Here is a 22,116-nt window from a genome sequence, read left to right as displayed (position 1 = left end):
GGGACGTGCAATAAAGTACGGAGGAAATTAAATCCCCTGCGCGCCACAGCGACAGTGAGCACACACAGTCGCTCCACTGGCGAACACGCAGGCTTGATGCATCAGCCGCCGGCCGGGCGCGGGGCGAGCAGTGCGGACAACCGGTCCTCGCTACCGGGAATGCGCACCAGGCGCGGATAGCGGGCGCCCTGGTGATAGTCGAGCCTGGTCTGCAGGGCCTTACCGTCGACGGTGTAGCCCAGTGAAACCGGCTGTCGGGCGGAATTGGCCACCGCCGCGCGCAGTGCGGCAGGCGAGAACGTCGCGCCATTGACCGAAGTCAGCACGGCGCCGGGGGCCAGTCCGGCGTTGTAGCCGGGGCTGTCCATCGCCACCGAGCGCAGCTTGCCGGAATCGGCGACGACCAGGCCGATCGAATAGCGCAGGTCGGTGCCGCCCAGGTCGCGCTCGCTCTGCGCGAAGGCCGCAGTGGGCGTGGCCTCGTAGACCAGCGCCCAGCCGCCGCGCGCCAGGCCCTGCAGCACGATGGCGTCATGCGCGTCCAGGCGGGCGTTGAGGTAGCCGGCCCAGTCCATCGGCACCAGCGCGGCGAGCGCGGCGCAGACATCCTCGAAGGTGTAGGTCGCCGGGCCGCTTCCGGGTTGGGGAGCGGCGAAGAAGCGCCTGGCGAAGTCGTCGAGGCCGTAGCGGCCATGCGAGCGCGCGCGCAGCGTCATCTCGACATCGAGCCACAGCAGCACGCCCTCGCCGTAGTAGTCCTTGCGGCGCTGCCACTCCGGCCACACCGTCGATGCGCCGGTGACATACAGCGGATCGTTGACGGTATCGCGCAGCGTCTTCCAGGCCCGTCCGTCGCTGGCGGCGACCTCGGCGGCCACGAGGGCGAGGTTGTCGATCGCCTGCTGACGGCTGCGCATGCCGCTTCTGGCGGCCAGGACCCGGCCCCAGAACTCGGTCTGGCCCTCGTAGACCCACAGCAGGCTGTTGCGGATCGGCGTGTTGGGCGTGGGCGTCCACAGGTCCGCCGGCTGGTGGGCACGGCCGTTCCACGCATGCACGTGCTCATGCCCGAACATGTCGGCCAGGCCCAGCTGCGCGTCCGGGTCGGAAAAGTAGTGGGCCGGCAGGTAGATCTCCGCCGACGTGGCGTGCTCGATTCCGCCGAAACTGGCATCGTCGTCGAGGAGGGTGATCGCATCGAAGTGCCGGTACGGCGCGCGGCCGAACACCGCCGAGGTTTGCGCCACCAGGCGATGCAGTGCGGCGATCTGCTCATCGGACACCTGCAGCGCGGCCGGGTCCCGCGACACCAGATCCAGGTGCAGCCCGGGCGAATCCGGCGTGGACAGGTCGAGCGTGCGCAGCTGGCGGCTGCCGAACAGGGGCGCGTCGGTCAGCCGCTCCAGCGTGGTCTGCGCCAGTGTGTAGGCGTTGCCGCTGCGTCCCTCGACCTGCAGTGAGGAGACCACCTGCAGCCCCGGCGGCAAGGTGATGCCGGCGCGTACCGGGAGGTCCCGCGCAAACCACCCGGCCGGATACAGCAGCATGTGCTGCCACTGCACGTTGACGAAGTCGGGGCGCAGGAGGCCATCGCTGACGCGCGTGACGTAGGCAAACTCCAGGTCCAGCCGGTCGACGTGGTCCGGTACCGCCACATGGAACGCGTGCGGATCCAGCGGATCGCGGCGCCATTCCAGCCGCTGCTGGCCGGCGCGGACGACCAGGCCGGCCAGCTGCGCGGCGGAGATACTCGGCGCGTGGCTCGATGGCTCCCACTGGGGATACAGCAGCACCGCCGGGCCGGACGCGGAGACCGGGATCGATTCGCGCACCTTGAACAGCGCGTGCGCGGTGTCTGTCGCATCGACCTGCAGCGTGATCACGCCGTCGAACGGCTGCTCGCGCGGGCTGGGAATTGCAGGCGGACCAGGCAGTGGTTGCGGCAGCTGCGCGTGCGCGGCGCACACGGTGACCAACCAGCACCCGCTTAGCAACATCGACCGGCGCAACAGCCGGCAAATTCTTGGATCCACCACCTACCCCTGAAAGACGAACATCGATGCAAACACGACGACATGAGGCCTAAACCGCAGGTCATGCCGATGCCGGCATCCCCCTCGACCTGCCGACGCGGACGCCAAGGGCGCACCGGGCTGCGGCGGGCATCGCGGCCACGCGCGACATGGTAGCCGTGAATTCAGCACACCCACGCGCAACGACTTTCAAGGGAGCGGATCGCTTCGCGGCAATGAGAAAGGACTTCCCGGGATACCGTCAGTTTCCCAGGCGCGCGGGCGCTGGGGCATGGCGCCCGCCCCCGCGACCTGGAGTCATCGACGGCTCCGAGGCCGATGAATCCGTGTGCTTGCGTCGCATTGGGGCCGTCAGAAACGTTCGCCCACCAGCTTTTCGCTCAGTGCCCACAGTGCCTGTGCCCGCTCCGGGTCCAGTGCGTAGGAGCGGACGCCAGGGGTGCCGGGCGTGATCAGTCCGTCGGTGACCGACGACACCTGGCAGTCCTCGGTGTATCGCCCGCCGATGTCGTCCGCGTTGGCAACGAAAGCGGCCCAGACCGAGGTGGCGGCCCCCTGCGGGATGGACTTGAACTCGAACGGGGGATGGCCTTCGGCCGCGGACTGCGCGTTGATCTTCTCCACCGTCGCTTCAAGTTCGCCGGGTGCCAGGTGGCGACCGAGCTCGGTCATGATGCCGCCCGGGTGCACGGCGGCTGCGCGGACGCCTTGTGCGTTGTGACGGCGATCGAACTCGACGGCAAACAGGATGTTGGCGGTCTTGGAGCGGCCGTAGGCCGCGCTCGGATCGTAGGGGGTCCGTTCGAAGTTCGGATCGTCCAGATCCACGTCCGAGTAGCGATGCCCGGCGGACGACAGGCAGATCAGGCGCCCACCTGGCGCGATCAGCGAGGCGATCCGGTTGACCAGCACGAAGTGGCCCAGGTGGTTGGTGCCGAACTGCGTTTCGAAACCATCGGCGGTGTGACCGAATGGCGTGCGCATCACCCCGGCGTTGGCGATGACGACATCGAAGGGGCGGCCATCGGCCAGCAGCGCATCGGCGCAGCTCCGCACGCTCTGCAGCGAAGCCAGGTCAAGCTCGATCAGGTCCAATTGCCCGCCATTCGCCGCCTGGGCGTGGATGCCGGCCGTGGCTTCTTTCGCCTTGGCGAGATTCCTCGCCGCGCCAACCACGTGGGCACCGTGGGCGACCAGGGCGCGGGCGGTTTCGACGCCCAGGCCGGCCGACACGCCTGTGACCAGGACGCGCTTGCCGCTGAGATCCATTCCGGCCAGGACATCGTCCGTGGTGGATTTGGATCCGAATGCATTGGACATGGTGGGTTCCTCGGTGGGTGACGGGGCGAGCGCGCCAGCGGCTACCATGAGCCCGACGCTGGAATTAAAAGGAAGTGCTCTCCGTTTATTATGCGGAGACGCTCTCCGCTTATCAAGAGGTAACGACTGGAATGACCAAAGCCGGCGCGAAGCCCCCCGGACGCAAGCCGCGGGCCGACGCGGAACGCAATCGTCTCCGCCTGCTGGAGACAGCCAAGGCGGCGTTTGCCGAGAAGGGGTCGGACGCGAGCCTGGACGAAATCGCCCGCAGCGCCGGGGTCGGTCCGGGAACGCTGTACCGCCACTTTCCCAATCGCGACGCGCTCGTGCTGGCGGTCTACCAGAACGAGTTGGAGCATCTCCTTGCCGCGGCCGAGCGCCTGGCCGCAGCCCACCCACCGATCACGGCGCTGCGCGAATGGTTGCTGCTGTTCGTGGATTACCTCGCCGCCAAGCAAGGGATGCGTGAAGTGCTGAGTTCCATGGACGGCCAGGCCTCCGAGGTCTACGCCTCGTCGAGCCTGAAGCTCAAGCAGGCCGTGCGCCGCTTGGTCGACGGACTCGCCGAGCACCGTCCGATCCGGCTCGGCCTGGAGCCACTGGATCTGCTTCGCGCGCTGGCCGGCGTGGCCAACGTCAATGCCGGGCCGAACGGTCAGCAGGCGGCAAGGGCCATGGTCGACCTCCTGATCGCCGGCATCGATGCCTCGGACAGGCCGGTGCGCGAGGACGATCAGCGGTGACCCCGGACTGATCGACTGCGAACGGAAAGCCGCCCAACGTCGGTGGGCGGTGCAGCAAGGCGCCTGCCCGCGAGGCGCGCGACGCCACGGTGCCGCGAGTGCCGATCGGGCGTTTACGTCGTCGGCACGGTCCCGCCATCGATCGTGTATTCGGCGCCGGAGATGGACTCGGCGCGGGGCGACACCAGGAAGGCGATGAGATCGGCCACTTCGCTCGGCTTGGCCGGACGCCCCAACGGAATCCCACCCAGCGCCTCCATGACCTTCTGCTTGGCGCCTTCGTAATCGGTGCCCGCATTGGCCGCGATGGCGCCGAGGAAATCGACCGCCGCTTCCGTCTCCACCCAGCCCGGCGAGACGCGGACCACGCGCACACCCTGGGAGGTCACTTCCTTGGACAGCGCCTTGCTGTAGGTGGACAGCGCCGCCTTCGCCGCGGCATAGGCGATCGTGGCGTCATGCAGCGGCAGCATGCGTTGGATCGAGGTCACATGCAGGATCACGCCGGATCCCTGCGCCAGCATCGCCGGAAGCAAGGCGCGGTCCATCCGCACGGCCGACATCAGGTTCAAGTCGAGCGCCGTGGCCCATTGCGCATCGTCCAGCCTGGCGAAGCCTCCCGCGGGCGCCGAAGAACCGCCCACCACGTTGATCAGGATGTCGACGCCGCCGAGCCGTTCCCGCGCCGCCTCGACCGCTTGATGGACGCCGTCGGCCGACGCCAGGTTGGCGGCCACGTAGTGGACGCCTTCGACAGGCGTCTTCGGCATCGAGCGCGCCATCGCCACGACCCGTGCATCGAGCTGGGACAGCAGTTCAACCACTGCCGCCCCGACGCCGCGCGTGCCGCCGGTGACGACGATGCGCTTGCCTGCCAGTTGGAGGTCGAAGTGCATCACGCCACCTCCAGCGAGGCGATCTTGCCGCGCTCCAGGACGAAGGAGTAGCGCAGGTCCAGCGGGCTGCCCGGGAAGTTTCCCGACACCTGGCTGGTGACGATGTAGCGCCCCGCCTGGACCTCCAGCGTGTGGGGCCTGGCGGTGTAGGTGTACTTGGCGGACGCCGCGTTCTTCCAGGTCTCGATCGCGGCCGCGCCGGCGTGCGTGCTGCCCTCGTCGAGGACGACGCCGGTCTTGGTGAAGCAGCGGGCCACCGCCTGGCCATCTTGGCGGTCGGCTTCGAAGTAGGCCGAGATCGGCTCGGGCAGCTCCAGATCTTTCATTGCGATGCTCCAGTTTGGGTGTGCAACGCAAGATTGATCCGCTTGGCGAGGTTAGAGAATCGCCTATGATCTGATCAGGCTATGTAGGAATCAGTGCACAATGCGCGGCTCGGAGTTTGCGGAACTCAAGGCCTTCGTGGCCGTCGTCGACCGGGCCAGCTTCGCCCGTGCCGCCGATCACCTGGGGCTGTCGCGCTCCGCGCTCAGCCAGATCATCCGTCAGCTGGAAGCCCGGCTCGGCGTGCGCCTGTTGAATCGCACCACCCGCAGCGTTTCACCGACCGAGCCCGGCCGACGGCTGCATGAGCGCATGGCCCCCCTGCTTCGTGACATGGACCAGGCCGTGGCGCAGGCGGTGGGCACGCGCGCACGCGTGGCAGGCACCCTGCGCATCAACACGCTGAGCATGGCGGCAAAGCGCGTGCTCGCGCCGCGGCTGGGGCGTTTCGCGCAGGCCAACCCCGATGTCGTGCTCGACATCGTCATCGACGATGGCCTGAGCGACATCGCCGGAGAAGGCTTCGATGCCGGCATCCGCGTCGGCGGCCGACTGCAGAAGGACATGGTGGCGGTCCGGCTGACGCCGGACTTCGAACTGCTCGCTGTCGCTTCGCCCGACTACCTGGCCCGGCATGGCGAGCCCAGGACGCCAGCGGACCTGAGCCGCCATGCCTGCATCAACTGGCGCTTCCCCGGCAGCGGCAAGGTCGCCGGCTGGACCTTCAAGAAAAAGGACAAGGCCATCGAGTTCTTCGGCGAGGGACAGGTGATCTCCAACCATCAGGACATCATCGTGCCCGCCGCGCTGCAGGGACTGGGCATCCTGTATGCGTACAACGACGCGGACATCGCCGAAGCACTGCAGGACGGACGCCTCAGGCGCGTCCTGGCCGACTGGTCGCCGACGGTCCCCGGCCTGTTCCTCTACTACTCGAGCCGGCACTACATGCGGCCGGCGCTGCGTGCCTTTATCGACTGCCTGCTCGATCGGGATATCGGGAATGAAGCGCCCGCGAAGCCAGGCGCTTCCCGATGATCGATTCGGCAACCTAGTCGCGCTGTCTGGACACTACAGCCTCGGCACTTGCCGCGCCCTGCGCTCCGGACGGCCTCAGGCGGCAGCGGTGCGCGCGTCCCGCCGGACAGTGCTGCCGGTCGCCCACTTTCCGGCCTGATAGACCAGCAACGGCACGGCCCAGCTGCCCCACAGCATCCACGCGATCAGGCTCGGCGATGGCGCGATACCCTGCGCCACCACGCCCGCAAGCGCCAGCCGGAACACGGCCGGGGCCAGCGTCACCAGATACGCGCGCAGCATCCAGCGCCGGTGCGCCGCCACGTCGCGACGCAGGATGGCCACCAGGCCCGCACCGCCGGTGACCAGCCACGCCAGCAAGGTCGCGCTGAAAGCCACGCGGATGCCCATCGGTGCCGGCGAGGTCGCAATCAGGCCGATCGCGCCGACCATGGCCACCAGCATCGCGGCGAAGTACACGCGACCCGACACGCGGTGCACACGCCACAGCCGCGGCCAGCGCTGGGTCAGCAGCTGCACCAGTCCCAGCACCACGCCCACGCTCCCCCCGGCCAGGTGGCACCACAGCCATCCATGCCGCGCCACGAACATCGCATACGCCGGCGACGCCAGCGAGGCGTATTTCCCATATGCCGCATGCAGGAAGCTGCCGCCGACAACGGCCAGGCCCAGCCAGAGCAGAACGCCGGCCATGCCGGTGACGCTCGCCCCGCCACGTGCGCGGCGCGCCTGCGCTTCGACTCGGTGTGTCATTGCTCGCTCCCCCACCCCATCGCGCGGCCGGCCCGGCGCAACGCTAGCACCCTTGCAGGGGGCCAGCTCAACCTGCCGCCCTTGCTTGCAGATCGTTCAAAGGCGGCCGCGATGGTCCACGCCCGGACCTCAGGCGGCGCGCGGAGGACGGCGACCCAGGCGTACCAGCCCGTTGTTCTGACCGTGGGATGCGACCCCGCGCAGGCCATGCATGACTGGATGGCCAACGAAAATCCAGCGCCCGCGTTGGCCCTGACACCACGCACCGCACCAGGCGTACATTAGCCGCGCACGCCAGGCCCCTGGCGATGCCAGACCGATCCAACCGCTGAACGTGAGGGTGTCATGAGCAAGGGAATGGACCAGAAGAAGACCCAGAAGAAAGAGCCGACCAAGACGCTGAAGGAAAAGCGCGCGGCCAAGGCTGAAAAGAAGAACAAGTAAGCGGCTTTCCCCGGCCGGCTTGATCGGCTTGCGGGACAGCGGCGGCGCCGGGTGGCAACACCCTGGCGCCGTTTTTATTTGCCCGGGCTGGGGATCTGGATCACGAGGGCAGGTTGGCGCGAATCCGCACGACGTGCCGGTACGACGGTGGCGCGCACTGAACCGTCTCACGTCGCCCCGTCCGAGCGCTTGCATCATCCTGGAGATGGCGTCGGTCCACGCCGGGCGTCACCAGCGGATCCAGGTGCTCGTCCGGCGACGATCCCGATGCCCGTCGATCGCTACCAGGGCAGCGTGGCGTCGAAGCGATCGACGTAACGCAGGCCTGGGCGGCCGTGGTTCTTTTCCAGCGTGTCGACCACGCGCGGGATGGCCTCCTCGATCGAATAGGTCGCCTCGTCACCGCCCATGTCCGTCCTGATCCAGCCCGGGGCCACCACGAGCATCGCGCGGCCATCGTGGGGACGCCGCGCAGCGAAGCACTTCATCAGCATGTTGAGCGCGGCCTTGGTCGAGGCATAGAGATCCCAGGCACCGCTGTTTTGGGTGATGCTGCCAAGCTCGGAGGACATCGCCGCAATCGTCCCGTGGGGCGCGACCACGGGTTCGAACAGCTCGATCAGGCGCATGGGTCCCAAGGCGTTGACGAGCATCATGTCCAGGAAGTCCTGCTGGGGCGCCGTGCTCGCGGTGGCGGTGATCGACTTGGCGATGCCGGCGTTGACGAAGAGCATGTCCAGGGAACGGCCGGAGAGGCGTTCGCGCAGGGCCTGGACGCTGGTGGCCTCTGCAAGGTCGACGCGCTCGGCTTCCAGGCTGGCGGGGAAGCGCTGGGCGACTTCATCCAGCGCCGCGGACGGGGCCCGGGTGGTGGCGATGACGTGCCAGCCGCGCTGGCAGAAGGCTTCAGTCAGGGCCAGGCCCAGGCCACGCGAGGCGCCGATGATGAGGATGGTGTTCTTGGGGGGCATGGAAGGTCTCCGGGGTTGGGCGGCCGGTTGGACCGCCGATCAGGCAGGGCCGTCTGGATTTCAGGGTGGACGGCCGAGACGCCGTGCGCGGCACGCGTGGTGTCATGCGTGACCTCCCGCGCGGAGCGGGACGGACTCCAGGGGCGGCCGGCGGCACGGGGCTCACCGGGGCGGTGCGCTACCCCGAGCAGTGGGGTCACAGGACGCAGCCATCATGCAAGGCGCTGGCCTGGGACTGAAGCGAATCCAGGGAAGTAGACTCTTGACTTGAATGCACGAGTCGGCCGTATGGCCAGCGCGCTGAAGTCGTGAGTTGCGCCTGCGGGCGTGTCTTGGCCAGGAGAGGTGATGCAGTTCGATGGTCGATTGCTGGGTGGCGTGAGTCTGCTGGCGGCGGTGGTCGAAGCGGGGAGTTTTGCCAGGACGGCCGAGCGCCTGGAGATGTCGCCTTCTGGTGTAAGCCGTGCGATCGCCCGCCTGGAGGCGAGCGTGGGGATTCGCCTGTTCGACCGCAATACGCGCTCGCTCCGGCTGACCTCCGAAGGCCAGCGGTTCTATGAGGAGGTGATGCCGCACCTGGAGGCGATCGGGATGGCCGCCGGGCGTGCCTCGGGAGCCGCCCACCGTGTCGAAGGGCGGTTGCGCGTGCAGGTCGATCCGTTCTTCTCGGCATTGGTCATGGCGCCGCATCTGCCCGCGTTCTGCCAACGCTATCCGGACCTGCACATCGAGGTGTTGACCCGCGAGGTGATCGGCGATCTGGTGTCCGATGGCGTGGACGTGGCGGTCCGGTTCGGTCCCCAGCCGAGTTCATCGCTGGTCGCGCGACGCCTGCTGGAAACCCGCATCCTCACCGTCGCCGCACCGTCCTACCTGGAGCGCTGCGGGAGGCCCGCCACGCCGCAGGAACTGGAAGCCCATGATTGCCTGCAATTTCGCGATCCGCAGACCGGCCATCCCTTTGACTGGGAATTTCAGAAAGGCCGGGTGACCCTGCCGGTGGCAACGCGCGGAACGCTGCTGCTTACGGACGTGGGGACGATGATCAATGCGTGCGTGGCAGGGGCAGGGATTGCCCAATTGATGTCGCTCGGCCTGCAGCCGCTCCTGGCGTCCGGTGCGTTGGTGGAGTTGTTCCCTGACTGGCCGGATGAGGTGTTCCCGCTCTACGCGATCTATCCCTCGCGTCGGCATCCGCCAGCCAAGGTGCGCGCATTCCTGGACTTCTGCCTGCAGATCACGCGCGATTCGGGAAGCGGAGTCAGGCTGATGTAGCCCGATCAGCGCGCGTCTGCTGCTCCGGATCTGCGAACGCTGTAGACCAGCTGCCTGATCAGCACCGCGAGGGCCCTGCTGGCGCTGTCCTCACTGCCGCCACGGCGGCGCGGCGAACATCTCGATGAAATAGCGGGCCACCGCTTCCACCTTCGCGGGCCGGTTCTGTGTGGTGGGGGTGACGAAGTACAGACCGCCGTCCGACTGCTTCCACTGGGTCAACAGTGGCACGAGCCGCCCGTCGCGCAGGTACTCGGCGGCGATGAACTCGGGGAGCGCGGCGACGGCATGGCCCGCCAGCAACACGGGCAGCAACGCTTCCGAATTGGTCACACGCAGGCGGCCCAGGGGGTGCACGGTTTCCTTCCTGCGCCCGTTGCTGAGGCGCCAGACATCGCCCCCGGCGCGCAGCGCGAAGGCAAGGCAGTGCGCCGGATCCAGATCGCGCGGGTGACCGGGCTGGCCGTAGCGGGCGACATAGCTCGGTGCGGCCACCGTGTAGCGCGAGACCTGACACAGGCGCCGCGCGGCCAGCGTCGAATCAGGCAGGGAGGCAATGCGCAGGCCTGCGTCGAAGCCGTCCCCGACCAGATCCACGACCGCGTCGGACAGGTGCAGGTCCAGCGACAGCTCCGGGTAGCGCTCGAACAGGCCGGGCAGCAGGGGCGCGATCCAGCGCACGCCGAAACTCATGGGCACGGCGAGGCGGACGGTGCCACGCGGGGACGCGGACTGGTCGCGTGCGACGGCCTCGGCTTCTTCTGCATCGCGATACAGCTGGGTCGCCCGCCCCAACAGATCCTGGCCGAACCCGGTCAGTGCGAGTTGCCTCGAGGTTCGATTGAACACGCGTGCGCCCAGACGCGTCTCGAGCCTGGCGATGCCGCGCGACACCGTGGGCACCGAGAGGTCCAGTTCCCGCGCCGCGGCGGCGAAGGAGCGGCATTCGGCGACCTTGGCAAACAGCGCGAGGCCTTCGAAGTCGGGAAGCTTGGACATGACATTCCTGAAACGATGGCTTTCAGATGATTCTATTTTGTTGCGGATGTGGGGTCGATACCTTGTTGGTCACCTACCACTTGTCGAGGTTTTCCTCATGTCACTCAAGCTCAACAACAAGATCGCCCTGGTCACCGGCGGCACTACCGGCATCGGCCTGGAAACCGCGCGCCAGTTCGCCCTCGAAGGGGCCACGGTGTACGTCACCGGTCGCCGCAAGGAACAGCTCGATGCTGCGGTGGCCTCGATCGGCGCCAATGCGAAAGGTATCCAGGTCGATTCGGCCAAACTCGGCGAACTCGCGCATCTGGCGCAGACCATCAAGGCCGACCACGGCCGCCTCGACGTGCTGTTCGTGAACGCAGGCGGCGGCAGCCTGGTCCCCTTGGGGGAAATCACCGAAGCGCACTTCGATGACACCTTCGATCGCAACGTCAAGGGCACCTTGTTTACGGTGCAGGCGCTGCTGCCGGTCCTGGCCGAGGGCGCCTCGGTCATGCTCACCGGCTCGACCGCCGGTTCCACCGGCTCGCCGGGCTTCAGCGTCTATGGCGCGTCCAAGGCGGCGGTGCGCGCCTTGGTCCGCAACTGGATTCTCGAAGTCGACAAGGCACGCAAGCTGCGCTTCAACATCCTGGCGCCTGGCCCGACGCGCACGCCCGGGCTGGTGGAACTGGCCGGTCCGGACGCCGGCCAGCAGCAGGGCCTGCTGGACTTCCTGGCCACCCAGGTGCCGTTGGGACGCGTGGGCGAGCCGATCGAGATCGCGCGTGCGGCCGTGTTCCTCGCCTCCGACGATGCCAGCTTCGTCAACGGTGCGGAGCTGTTCGTCGATGGGGGCCAGGCGCAGGTGTAACTGCGCGCATCGCTGGTGGCGCGCGTGGCTGGATCGAGCCGGCAACGCGCGTCTGCGGTCCACGCGGACACGCAGTCCATGTCGCCCCTTCAGCACGGCGCGGGGTGCCGAGGCCCGCACATCACGTCACCTTCCGAGCCGGGCGGTAGCGTGATGCGCGTTGGCACGGCCAGTGGCGCAATCGCCTGCCCCAACGCAGAGGACTCGGCATGGAACACCCCAGTGGGAACACGCAGCGCGGTGTCACCGTGGCTGCCCGGATCGGCTACACCGCCAAGGGCGTGGTCTACCTGCTCATCGGCGGGCTGGCGGCGATGGCGGCGTTCGGCCTGGGCGGTCAACGCGGCGGTGCCTCGGAGGCCATCACCCACATGGCCGCCCAGCCCATGGGCACCACGCTGCTGGTGTTCCTGGCGGTGGGCCTGATCTGCTACACCGCCTGGCGGCTGATCCAGGCCGTGCTCGATTCGGAAAACAAGGGCAACGGTGCCAAGGGCCTGCTGATGCGCGCCGGGTTCGTCATCAGCGGCCTGAGCTATGCGGCGCTGGCCTGGCGCTGCATCAGCCTGCTGATGCACAGCAGCAGCGATTCCTCCAGCACTCCGCAGCGCACCGCCATGGTCATGCAGCATGAGGGCGGGCTGATCGCCATCGGCCTGGTGGGGATCATCATCGCGCTGGTGGGCGTGGCCCAGTTCCGCCGCGCCATCAAACGCAGCTATCGCGCGCATTGGCATACCGAGGACATGCCGGCCCATCAACTCAAGTGGGCCGAGGGCATCGCCCGCTGGGGGCTCTCGGCGCGTGGGCTGGTCTTCCTGATGATTGGCGGATTCCTGTGCCTGGCGGCGCTGCAGACCGACCCCAGTGAGGCCAAGGGCCTGGGCGGGGCGCTCACGACGCTGGCCCAGCAACCCTTTGGGCCTTGGCTGCTGCTGGTGGTCGCGCTGGGGCTGGTGGCCTATGGCGTGTACTGTTTCGTCAATGCCCGGTATCGCGATACCAATGCCTGAATCACGGGGCCAGCCGGCCATACGCGTCCGGGCGTCAGTGCCTGGCACATGCACGCCGCTGGTGCTGCCGATGGCGGACGACCATGCAGGTCATTGGCGCCTTGCCGGCCGGGGCAGCGCCGCCACGCAGCCGGCGAACCGCTCAAACAAAAGCCCACTGCGCTGGGTCCGGCCCCTTGGCTTGCACCACCGAGGTCCCTGCGAAGTGCGAGCTGAAATACAGCCCACGCGTGTCGGCCACGTACGCCAGCGCCCAGGCGCGCGAGCGCCGCGCCTGCTCCGCCTCCGCGCAGAAGACCGCGTTCCACGCCGGATGCCGTAATTGCAGCGGATGGTGCATGACATCGCCGCCGAACAGCGCCGACGCACCCGCCGACGCCAGCCCGATCGACATGTGGCCCACGCAGTGCCCGGGCGTGGGATGGAAGTGGAAGTGCGCATCGACCGCGCCGCCGCCATCGCCGATGCGCTGGACCAGGCCTGCCTCGATCAGCGGCAGCACGCTGTCGTCAAACACCATTCGGCGCGACGCGCCTTCGTCGCTGGCGTAGAAATCCTCTTCGGCCTGCGCATAGACGTAGCGTGCGTTGGGAAAAGTCGGCACCCACGCACCATCGACATTGATGGTGTTCCAGCCCACGTGGTCCACGTGCAGGTGGGTCAGCAGCACCATGTCCACCGCCTCGGGCGTCACACCGGCGTGCGCCAGCCTGCGCAGGTAGTCGGTGTTGAGCTGGTGGAAGATCGGGTTGAACGGTCGCGACTTGCCATTGCCGATCCCCGTGTCGACCAGCACGGTCTTGCCGCCCACGCGCACCAGCCAGCTGTGCACGCTCATCAGCAGGCGCTCGCCGTCTTCGCCCAGGTGCTCGGGCCGCATGGGCTGGGCGTGGTCCCGCACCGCCTCGTGCGTCCAGTCGGGAAAGATGTCCGGGCCGCGCAACGTGTCCAGCACGCGGTCGGTGATGCGGGTGACGCTCGCCTCGCCCACCGTGTACACCCTGGATTCGGTCCTCAGGTCCATGTTGGTTTTCCTGTGCATGCAAGGGGATGGCGCCGACGGTCCGGCGCGTGCGGATCCGCACCCGGTGGCACCGGGTCATCGATCCGGCCCGCTGGCCACAGCTGCAGAGGTCGCGCGCGCATCACCACAAGGTCGTGGTGTCACGCACCGCCGAGCGCCATTGCAGCCAGCCGCGGGCGGCCGGGCGAGTATGGCGCCGGCGCGCGGGGCGCTGGTGTCGCGCCCGACACAGACGTTTACAACTGTTACATGGCGCGCTGGGCCTTTGCCTCTTGGACGCGCAGCCAACCGCATGCGCGGCCGCCGCCGCACAGGTCTGGGCGGCGGTCGGCCGGGCGCCTCCCCGCGCCCGGCGTCGCTCAGCAGGATTTGTAGACGTAGCCGGCGCCGGTGTCCGTGGTCACCGCGCGGTCGCGGTAGATCACGGAGATGTTCTGGCCGCGCGCCTTGCAAGCCGCGTTGTAGAAGCTGATCGGATCGACCGGGTTGCCGTCGGCGTCCTCGGTCACGTCGTTGTATTCGATCTCGTAGACCTGCTTGCCGTAGACATCGGTGTAGTCCTCGCACTCGGACCACACCTGGCATTCCTCGGCGATGGCGAAGTCGAAGCCGATCTTGGTATAGCCCTGCAGCGACAGTTCCGGCGCGTTCTTCTGCGCCACCGCCAGGCCGGCCTGGTGCGCGCGTGCGGCGATCAGCGTGGCGAAGGCCACATTGTTGGCCCGCTTCAACAGACCCGACGAGCGCGTCCACGAATCCAGGTTATCCGGCTCCACCGCGTTGAAGCCTGCCGCCGCGCAGCCGTCGATCCACGGGCCCACCACCTGCATCAGCGCGGTGCGCTTGGCCGCCGTGGAGGTGTCGAACAGCAGCTCGCCCGGCCAGTTGGGGTCTTCCAGGTACTTGCCGTTCTTCTTGACCAGCAGGTCCGGATGGTTCTTTTTCCACCACGCGGTCTCGCCAGGCTGGGTCTGGAAGCCGTTGATGTAGCAGATGTTGTACTTGCCCGTGGCCGGCGCATCGGTGCGGTCCCGGTCCACGATGGCCACGTCGGCCTTGGGCGTGTACGCCCCGCCCAGCTGGTAATCGAACTTGCCATTGGCCGGCGGCAGCGTCACCGCCAAGCCCACGCCCGCAGTGAACAACGCCACCGTGCCCACCATCGTTGCCAACGAACTGCGTACCGCGCCATGTCTTTTCATCAGCCTGCTCCGTCCGGGGATGTGCGAAGGGCGTGGCGGACAGGGCCCACCCAAGGCGCCTGCATCCTGTCCACGCGCGCCGGCCGACCGGCCCGCGCGCAGCGAACATAGAGCGAAAACGAAACATCACGCAATGTAACGAAACGTTAAACCGACAAAAAGAGGGCCTGATCGACCATAAAGCGCAACCTGTCACAGCGCGGGGGCGACCGGTCGCCCCCACGGGCACGCATCGTCATGGCGCGCTGAAGTCTCCAGTTGTCCCCTCGCATGCGCCCCATGCTCGGCGTACGGCCATTACGACGTCCATCCCCCGGGGCTGAGGGAAAGCGCGAAAGGGACTGATCACCGGATCGCCTCCCGATGCGCGCTCCCCAGTTAGCCCGCTCGGGCCGCGCCCCGGCTGCTCCCGCCGAGATGCAAGCGCTCAAAGCACCCGGAAAACGGGAAGCGACCGCAAGACCATTGCCCTGCGTCGCTTGATGGACGCGACGCTTCCGTGCCTGGTCATGCGCCACTGCGTAAAGCCAACCCGCGGCCAAGAGCGCGTCCGCTTCCTTGTCGTGCGCGTGACGCTTCAGCCGGTCAACCGCGTCCAATTGGCGTGGGCGAACCCGGCCTTGCATTGATCGGAGAGCCCGCAGCGCTCCAGAAAGGCCCTCGCCTCATGGCCTGGACGGTACTGGTAGGGAAAGTCGGTCGAGAACAGCAGCCGCTCGGCCCCGACGATGGCCACGGCACGCTCCAAGAAGTGCGGGAGGAACATGCCGCTTGCGGTGACATAGAGGTTCCTGCGCAGGTACGTGGCGATCGGATGTTCAAGACCGGACACACGATCCATCGCGGCCAGGCGTTCGGCGTAGAACAGCACCAGTTCGCCCCAATGACCGAGGATCACCTGCAGGCTCGGCAAGCGGTCGAACAGCCCGGCAAGGACCAGGCGGATGAACTGGAGGCCGGCGTCGTAATGCCAGCCAAGGCCGTAGGTGGCCAACGCCGCATCGACCTCCGGCGAGAAGCCCGAGTAGTAAGCATCCCGCACCGACGGGGCGGGCACGCGGGGGTGCAGGAACACCGGCACGCCCAGCGCCGCCGCCGTCTGGAAGACCGGAAAGAAGGCAGGAGCGTCCAGGTGGCGCTCGCCGACCTTTCCACACAACAGCACGCCCTTGAAGCCCAGCGTCCTGACGCAGCGCTCCAGTTCGCGGGCCGCGGCCTCGGGGACGGCCATCGGCAGCGTCGCCATCGCCTGGAAACGGGTCGGATGACGGGCAACAGCCGCCGCCAGCGCGTCATTGGTGCGTCTTGCCAGCTCCACACTGTCCGCTCCGAGATCGTGCAGCGCCGGCGTGGTCAGGGACAGCACCTGCACGTCCAGCCCGGTTTCATCCATCAATTCGATCCGGCCTTTGCCCAGGTCCAGCAGGCGGCCCTCGATCACGCCGGAATGGAACGCCACGCTTGGATCGGTGGCCTCCAGGCCTGCCGCGCTCCAGGCCTTGAGGACGTCGTGGGTCAGCACGTGTTCTTCGATGCCGATCAATTTCATGCAACCTCCTGGCGTTTACTCAGTCCACCCTGGTCTCTGCCGCGGCAGGTCGCGCCGGGCGCCTTGGCTAGCGCCCGGCCCCGGTGCAGCGCATCACGGTCCGCCACCGCGGCTCCAGCGACCGTCCGTCGTTCGGCGCTGACATGCGCGGCATCTGCCCGTGTCACCAACGCACGGCGCGGCCCACGCGGTCGAGATATTCCAGCCCTGGTTTACCCTGCTTGGAGAGCAGGGTGTCGACGATGTCGGGGACGGTCTCCTCCAGGCTGAATGGTGCCTCCGGCCCGCCCAGGGACGTCCGGATCCAGCCGGGCGCCAGCAGCAACAGGGCACGCGATTCCCCTGCGTGGCGGGCCGCGTAGCTGCGCATGTATTGGTTCAGGGCGGACTTGCTGCCGCGATAGACCTCATGACCACCCTTCTCGTTATCGGCAATGCTGCCCTGCCCCGACGACATGATCCCGATCAGCCCGTGCGTGGGCACCAGGTCCTGCAACGCCTCGATGACGCGCATCGGGGAGAGCGCGTTGGTGACCATCACACGCGTGAATTCCTCGGTGGAGACCTCGGCGATGGTTTCTTCCTGGTGGGTGTTCGCGGTACCGGCGTTGACGAACAGGATGTCGAAGCTGCGACCGGACAAGCGCTCGCGCAGTGCGGCGATCTGCGCCTGATCGGTGACGTCGAGCTGTTCGATCTCCACGCGGCCGGCGTGGGCATCGGCCAGGTCATGCAGTTCGGTCCTGCCATGCCCGCGGACGGTGCCGGTGACGTCCCAACCCCTGCGGAGAAGTTCGGCCGACATCGCCGCACCCAGGCCACGCGACGCCCCGACGAGCAGGACGCGCGGGCGGGGTTCAAGCTGATTCGCGTTGTTCATGACGTACACCTCTCAACGATAGGTCTGCCATCGATTCTGCGGGTGGATCAGGGCATGCACCAGACGCGTGAGATGCAATAATCGAATGCGTCTGATGCACAGTTGATCCCGGACCTTCATGAGCCAGCACGTCGACCTGAACCTCCTCACCGCGTTGGACATGTTGCTGACCGAGCGCAACGTGACACGCGCCGCGCGTCGTTTGGGCCTGAGCCCCTCGGCCATGAGCAGGACGCTGTCCAGGCTGCGGCTCGCTACCGGCGATCAACTGCTCGTCCAGGCCGGCAGGACCCTGGTGCCAACGCCCTACGCCGAACAACTGACCGCGCAGGTGCATGAACTCGCGCACAGTGCACGCGCCGTGCTCCAGCCGGCGAACAACGACCTCGACCTGAAGACCCTGGAGCGGACCTTCACCCTGCGGGCGAATGACGGGTTCATCGACCTCATCGGCGCCTCGCTGATGGCAGCGATCGCCCAGGCCGCGCCGCGCGTGCGCCTGCGCTTCGTTCCCAAACTCGACAAGGACGCACAGCCGTTGCGCGACGGCATGATCGACCTGGAGATCGGGGTGATCGGCACCAAGGCGCCGGAGTTGAAGACGCGGCTGCTGCTGCAGGACCGATTCGTCGGGATCTGCCGGACCGGACATCCGCTCCTGGCAAGGCCTGGCATCACGGCGAAGCGCTACGCCAGCCATCCGCATGTGGTCGTATCGCGCAAGCGCAAGTTTTCAGGTCCGGTGGACGATGCGCTGGATCGGCTGGGCCTGCGCAGGACGGTCGTCATGGTCGTGCCCAGCTACACCAACGCCATGCGGATCGTGCGCAATGCGGACCTGATCGGGCTGGTTCCGCGTTCGAGCCTGGGCAGCGGATCGCCTGAGGAGATCGCCACCGACGCGGGCCTGCAGTACTTCGAGCTGCCGGTGCGCACCCCGGCGATCAAGGTCTCGGCCATCTGGCACCCGCGCCTGCATGCAGACCCCGCCCATCGCTGGCTGCGCGACACCGTCCTGACCGTCTGCAAGGAGACGCGGCTGCGCGACTGATCGGTCGATCAGTGCAGACGCGCAATCTCGATCCGGCAGCGCGCACCACCGCCACTCCGCCACGCCCGGGCGTGCGAGCTTCCGGCGATGGGTGCCCAAGCGCATCCGCAGCGCGGTTTACCGCTGACAAGCAGGCGGACGGCCGCTGGCATGCGGGCGGAAACGGGGACGCAACAGGCAACTGGCACCAGCGCAGGCGTGGCGGCCCCATGCCAGGCGCCAGCGATGGAACGAGCCGGCATGGAGCGAAACCGCCACCCGCGAACAACCCTGAGCGACCAGCCCGACGCGACCGCTAACCATTGCCCAATGGGCTGCCCTCGCACAGCCGCTGCGTGTAGATCGTATCGACCAGCACACGCACCTCGTGCGCCGCGTTGAAGATGCTTTCGCCCAGCGTGCTCAGGCTGGCGTCGTCCATCTGCGCGCCACTGCAAACGGTCACCATGTCGCTATGCGCGCTGATCGTGCGCAGCAGCTGATGGAACCGGTCGATCTGCACCAGCGTCGCGCCGAACGGGTAGACCGCGCTCGGCGGTGCAGTGGCAGTGGCAGTGGCCTGGGCTTTGGCGGCTTTTCTCAAGGCTTTCGAAGTCGTCACGGCGTCCTTCCTCGACATGGCGGACGGGGTGCCCGCAGTTCGAATTTATCTGTTTTTCGGATATTTGAAAAGGGGATATAGCGTCGTTGCTCCCGCGCGACGTTCCCCCCCATGTCCACCAAGTCGATCCATAAAGCGGAGTACGCAATCCTGCTGCAGCAGCTGCGCGATCTCCGATTGGCTGCAGGGCTGACGCAGGCGGGCCTGAGCGCTGCGCTGGGCCGTCCCCAGTCCTACGTCAGCGATGTTGAACGCGGCGGGCGGCGGATGGATTTGCTGCAACTGCGTGATTTTTGCGCCGCTTGTGGAAGCTCTCTCAAAGTGTTTGTTTCAAAGTTCGAGCGGGCTTTGGCCAGCTGATCACGGGTGGCGTCTGTTGGCGCGGCGCCTCAATTGATCGCTCACGGCAACATCTGCGTAGCCACGACGTCTAGCCGCTCCCTTTACTCACCGGGACAATTTCGCTCACCGCTGACAGGAGACCGGCCGAGGTCTATGGTTCGCGCAGGGACTGGGGAGTTCTTGCATGGGACGCAGGCGCAAGCAGAACGGAATCGAAGTAATCGCCGCCTTGCCGTGGCCGATGGGTATCACCGCAGACCAAGGATGCCGCCCCCTGGTGCAGTGCAAGCAATGGAAGCCGTTGACGTGCTCGCGCGTCAGTGCGACAGACGCCCAGTGAGATTTCCGTCTGTTACACCCCATGCTTCTGTCGGATTCCACGCTAGTCTGGACTGGTTTCGACACCGCCCACGATCATGTAGCTCCCGGCTTTTATTTAGAAAATTCCTTGACGTCAAACACTTCACACATGAACAGTTCGAGCAGCACCCCGGACCCGGGGTCCAATGAGCGTTAGAGCTCACACCCAACATCAGGAGATAGTTATGGCGGATCAAATTTCGGTCAGTGGCCCAATCACGGTACAACCCGACTCAGCCGCTCGAGTCGCATACGATCTGATGATTCAGATTTCCAATTGGGAAAATGCTGAAGAGAGCAAGAAGAGGACAAGGGAGTACTGGCTAACCCTCTTTCATCAGTGTGCATTGGCAGGTCGCAGCAACTCGCTCGAGAACATTCTCAAGCAAAGGTAGGCTCTAACAAATTATTCAGGCCAAACCGGCCTCGCGGGCCGACTTGATTTAGGCGTTAGGCCGCACACCAGAATCATTGCTATTTCAACGCCCGAAGGGGGGCACATGCCTGCATCAGTAGCCGTCACTGCCGCGACGAAGATTCCGTGGAGGCAAATTCTTGTCTATCTGCCGGATGTGGCTAAAGCAGCCAAAGGCATTTGGAAAACTTTCGATTCGAAGCCGAAGCCCGCCCCTATTGATCCGCATGCATCTGCTTCAGCCCAGATAAAGTCCATTGCTGAGCGCATTCAAGCATTAGAAACCCACCAAGAGAATGAATCGGAAGTGGTGGTCCGCATTGCTGAGCAACTTGAGGGAATTGCTTTGGGGTTAAAGGAGACTGCTGCGCAGCAAGCTGTGACTCTCAAGCTCGCGGTGGGATCTTCAGTCCTGGCGGTCTTCGCCCTGGTCGTCGCACTCGCCACCTGAGCGCCGCCTAACAACTCGTCCAAGCCGACGCCGCTTCGCGGCGCGACTTAAATCCAGCGTTAGATTCTCGTAGGGGGGAGTTCATGGCACTGACTGCAGAAGACGTGAAGCTTGAGCTGGATGGCCGCTGGAATTTGGAGGATCTTTCCGAGGCGACCCGCGAGTACGTTCAGCTTTACGGCTTCGCCTACTCGCTCATGACTGATCTACCGTTAGCCCGCCGGGAAGAGATTGAATACATCTACGGGAAGTTCCCTTGGCAGGGCGGCTACAGCACCGTCAATTTTTTCAATCAGCTTTTCCACAAGATCCCTCCGCGGCTTCGTCCACAGGTGAAAAGCATTCAGTACGCTTCACCGGGTTTCATCGAGCTAACATTGCTGTTGGCTGCTGCAGCAACGGTAGCCCACATAGTTAAGTCTGTTTGCTCCTCGATTAATGCCGCGCACGATACATACCGGAACATCCAAAAGGGTTCCGTGGAACATAAACTTTCAAAGATAAACTTGAAGAGCCAAGAGCTCGACCTGCGAAAAAAGCAGATCGAATTTTGCGAGTCCTCCGCAAAGCAGCTGGAAAATTTGCTGGGTTTGTCCGAGCGGGAAGTAGCGCTGTTAGATCAGCGCACTCAAGGCCACCCCGTGATGAAACTCAAGATTTTGCTCTCAGTGTATCGGCGCGTTGAGCCGCTGGCAGAGCAGCAAGCGGCTGGCAAGCTGAACGTTCGCGGTGACTCTGACGAATAATCTAACAATTCATGCAAGCCGAAGCCGCTTCGTGGTTCGACTTAAATCAGGCGTTAGGAGGCCACGGGTGCTGATTGATTGCCATGTCTGCGCAGCAAGAGTTGACGCTGAGTTGCTGTGTGAGCACAGCGACCTTGAGTTCCTTGCGACAAAGACTTTCTTCCTTAAGTGCCCATCCTGCGACTCGGCCATCGTTGCTGAGTCTCAGGAGGATTTTGTAGACAGCAAAACTGTTTGGTCTCGCCCAATCAGAGTTTACCCGCGCCCCAAGCGCGCCTTGGGTTCAGACATTCCACCCATCGTGCGCAACTCAATCGACGAAGCCGAGAAATGCATGCAGTCTGGTGCGTATCTCGCCGCGACTGCTATGTGTGGCCGATCTCTTGAAGCCATATGTCGTTACTACAACACGAAAGACAATTACCTGGGGGGTGGGCTCAAGGAGCTTCGTGACAGCGGAGTCATTGACTCACGACTGTATCAATGGAGCGAGGAACTTAGAGATCAACGCAACAATGCTGCGCACGCAACAGACACAGAAATCAGTGCCCAAGATGCCAACGACGTCATGACGTTCACGTATGCCATCATTGACTATGTCTTCCTGCTCGCGCAGAAGTTCGAACAGTTCCAGAAGCGCAAGAATGATCGCGCTGCAAAGAAAGAGGCCGTGGCCCAGCCGGTTAAGGTCTAACGAAAACAGACAAGAACAAGGGCCAGAGTGCAGTTTCTTCGCAAGGCACACTGGCCCCTGCCACAATCTAGATCTACATCCTTGATCTCCATTACGCCCCCCCGCGCGCATCCTCGCCGCCAGCTCAACTGACCGA

At 65.8% G+C, this 22,116-nt stretch carries 22 protein-coding genes; 10 read left to right on the top strand and 12 right to left on the bottom strand.

Translation table 11 applies throughout. The features are described from left to right. Positions 1–101 precede the first annotated feature (101 nt). Both PJ250_RS08085 and PJ250_RS08080 read right to left on the bottom strand, forming a co-directional pair. Complete coding sequence (locus PJ250_RS08085) at positions 102–1,967, bottom strand: M61 family metallopeptidase (RefSeq protein WP_271648073.1); 1,866 nt, start codon at positions 1,965–1,967, stop codon at positions 102–104. Positions 1,968–2,384: 417 nt separating this feature from the next. Next, entirely contained in the window at positions 2,385–3,353 is a 969-nt protein-coding gene (locus tag PJ250_RS08080) for an SDR family NAD(P)-dependent oxidoreductase (RefSeq protein WP_271648072.1), read from the bottom strand. Positions 3,354–3,484: 131 nt separating this feature from the next. Here PJ250_RS08080 and PJ250_RS08075 point away from each other — a divergent pair, with 131 nt between their 5' ends. After that, the gene (locus PJ250_RS08075; protein ID WP_271648071.1) at positions 3,485–4,096 is read left to right on the top strand and encodes a TetR/AcrR family transcriptional regulator; all 612 of its coding nucleotides are present in this window, start codon (positions 3,485–3,487) and stop codon (positions 4,094–4,096) included. A gap of 113 nt (positions 4,097–4,209) precedes the next feature. Here the strand turns inward: PJ250_RS08075 and PJ250_RS08070 are convergent, their stop codons facing one another. Both PJ250_RS08070 and PJ250_RS08065 read right to left on the bottom strand, forming a co-directional pair. Continuing rightward, positions 4,210–4,992: an SDR family oxidoreductase gene (locus tag PJ250_RS08070; RefSeq protein WP_271648070.1), complete on the bottom strand. Its 783-nt coding sequence runs from the start codon at positions 4,990–4,992 to the stop codon at positions 4,210–4,212. Next, positions 4,992–5,318 (bottom strand): nuclear transport factor 2 family protein, encoded by a 327-nt coding sequence (locus PJ250_RS08065; RefSeq protein ID WP_271648069.1) that lies wholly within the window; start codon positions 5,316–5,318, stop codon positions 4,992–4,994. Before PJ250_RS08065 ends, PJ250_RS08070 begins: the two co-directional genes overlap by 1 nt. A 100-nt stretch (positions 5,319–5,418) precedes the next feature. On the opposite strand from PJ250_RS08065, the gene PJ250_RS08060 reads away from it, so the two are divergent. Further along, entirely contained in the window at positions 5,419–6,354 is a 936-nt protein-coding gene (locus PJ250_RS08060; protein WP_271648068.1) for a LysR family transcriptional regulator, read from the top strand. 75 nt (positions 6,355–6,429) lie between these two features. Here PJ250_RS08060 and PJ250_RS08055 read toward each other — a convergent pair whose 3' ends face one another. Together PJ250_RS08055 and PJ250_RS08050 are read right to left on the bottom strand one after the other, a co-directional pair. Then, complete coding sequence (locus tag PJ250_RS08055; protein ID WP_271648067.1) at positions 6,430–7,107, bottom strand: DUF2306 domain-containing protein; 678 nt, start codon at positions 7,105–7,107, stop codon at positions 6,430–6,432. 725 nt (positions 7,108–7,832) lie between these two features. After that, complete coding sequence (locus tag PJ250_RS08050) at positions 7,833–8,522, bottom strand: SDR family NAD(P)-dependent oxidoreductase (protein ID WP_271648066.1); 690 nt, start codon at positions 8,520–8,522, stop codon at positions 7,833–7,835. Positions 8,523–8,870: 348 nt separating this feature from the next. Here PJ250_RS08050 and PJ250_RS08045 point away from each other — a divergent pair, with 348 nt between their 5' ends. Next, positions 8,871–9,797: a LysR family transcriptional regulator gene (locus PJ250_RS08045; RefSeq protein WP_271648065.1), complete on the top strand. Its 927-nt coding sequence runs from the start codon at positions 8,871–8,873 to the stop codon at positions 9,795–9,797. A 90-nt stretch (positions 9,798–9,887) separates the two neighbouring features. Here the strand turns inward: PJ250_RS08045 and PJ250_RS08040 are convergent, their stop codons facing one another. Continuing rightward, complete coding sequence (locus tag PJ250_RS08040) at positions 9,888–10,796, bottom strand: LysR family transcriptional regulator (RefSeq protein WP_271648064.1); 909 nt, start codon at positions 10,794–10,796, stop codon at positions 9,888–9,890. 97 nt (positions 10,797–10,893) lie between these two features. Between PJ250_RS08040 and PJ250_RS08035 the strand changes: the two genes are divergently transcribed. Both PJ250_RS08035 and PJ250_RS08030 read left to right on the top strand, forming a co-directional pair. Next, positions 10,894–11,652 carry an SDR family oxidoreductase gene (locus tag PJ250_RS08035; protein WP_271648063.1) on the top strand — a complete coding sequence of 253 codons (759 nt, stop codon included), beginning with the start codon at positions 10,894–10,896 and terminating at the stop codon, positions 11,650–11,652. 209 nt (positions 11,653–11,861) lie between these two features. After that, positions 11,862–12,665: a DUF1206 domain-containing protein gene (locus PJ250_RS08030; RefSeq protein ID WP_271648062.1), complete on the top strand. Its 804-nt coding sequence runs from the start codon at positions 11,862–11,864 to the stop codon at positions 12,663–12,665. A 142-nt stretch (positions 12,666–12,807) separates the two neighbouring features. On the opposite strand, the gene PJ250_RS08025 is transcribed toward PJ250_RS08030, so the two are convergent. The 4 genes from PJ250_RS08025 to PJ250_RS08010 form a co-directional block, all read right to left on the bottom strand. Continuing rightward, positions 12,808–13,689 carry an MBL fold metallo-hydrolase gene (locus PJ250_RS08025; RefSeq protein WP_271648061.1) on the bottom strand — a complete coding sequence of 294 codons (882 nt, stop codon included), beginning with the start codon at positions 13,687–13,689 and terminating at the stop codon, positions 12,808–12,810. A 359-nt stretch (positions 13,690–14,048) separates the two neighbouring features. Then, entirely contained in the window at positions 14,049–14,891 is an 843-nt protein-coding gene (locus tag PJ250_RS08020; RefSeq protein ID WP_271648060.1) for an endo alpha-1,4 polygalactosaminidase, read from the bottom strand. 577 nt (positions 14,892–15,468) lie between these two features. Next, the gene (locus tag PJ250_RS08015; RefSeq protein ID WP_271648059.1) at positions 15,469–16,440 is read right to left on the bottom strand and encodes an amidohydrolase family protein; all 972 of its coding nucleotides are present in this window, start codon (positions 16,438–16,440) and stop codon (positions 15,469–15,471) included. A 163-nt stretch (positions 16,441–16,603) separates the two neighbouring features. Beyond that, positions 16,604–17,320: an SDR family oxidoreductase gene (locus tag PJ250_RS08010; protein WP_271648058.1), complete on the bottom strand. Its 717-nt coding sequence runs from the start codon at positions 17,318–17,320 to the stop codon at positions 16,604–16,606. Positions 17,321–17,438: 118 nt separating this feature from the next. Here PJ250_RS08010 and PJ250_RS08005 point away from each other — a divergent pair, with 118 nt between their 5' ends. After that, a complete protein-coding gene (locus tag PJ250_RS08005; RefSeq protein ID WP_271648057.1) occupies positions 17,439–18,371 on the top strand; it encodes a LysR family transcriptional regulator in 933 nt (310 codons plus the stop codon). A gap of 295 nt (positions 18,372–18,666) precedes the next feature. Here PJ250_RS08005 and PJ250_RS08000 read toward each other — a convergent pair whose 3' ends face one another. Next, positions 18,667–18,972 (bottom strand): hypothetical protein, encoded by a 306-nt coding sequence (locus PJ250_RS08000; protein WP_343228705.1) that lies wholly within the window; start codon positions 18,970–18,972, stop codon positions 18,667–18,669. 111 nt (positions 18,973–19,083) lie between these two features. On the opposite strand from PJ250_RS08000, the gene PJ250_RS07995 reads away from it, so the two are divergent. From PJ250_RS07995 to PJ250_RS07980, 4 genes are all read left to right on the top strand, one after another. Next, positions 19,084–19,332 (top strand): type II toxin-antitoxin system RelB family anti-toxin, encoded by a 249-nt coding sequence (locus PJ250_RS07995; protein WP_271648056.1) that lies wholly within the window; start codon positions 19,084–19,086, stop codon positions 19,330–19,332. 842 nt (positions 19,333–20,174) lie between these two features. Beyond that, a complete protein-coding gene (locus PJ250_RS07990; RefSeq protein WP_271648055.1) occupies positions 20,175–20,540 on the top strand; it encodes a hypothetical protein in 366 nt (121 codons plus the stop codon). Between the two features lie 83 nt (positions 20,541–20,623). After that, entirely contained in the window at positions 20,624–21,286 is a 663-nt protein-coding gene (locus PJ250_RS07985) for a hypothetical protein (protein WP_271648054.1), read from the top strand. Between the two features lie 67 nt (positions 21,287–21,353). Then, positions 21,354–21,980, top strand: a complete 627-nt coding sequence (locus PJ250_RS07980; RefSeq protein ID WP_271648053.1) for a DUF4145 domain-containing protein — start codon at positions 21,354–21,356, stop codon at positions 21,978–21,980. Positions 21,981–22,116 lie beyond the last annotated feature (136 nt).

The organism is Pseudoxanthomonas sp. JBR18, from assembly GCF_028198165.1.
GTDB lineage: Bacteria > Pseudomonadota > Gammaproteobacteria > Xanthomonadales > Xanthomonadaceae > Pseudoxanthomonas_A.
Note: the sequence above shows the minus strand (reverse complement) of the source record. Positions and strands in the feature narration are given on the sequence as shown.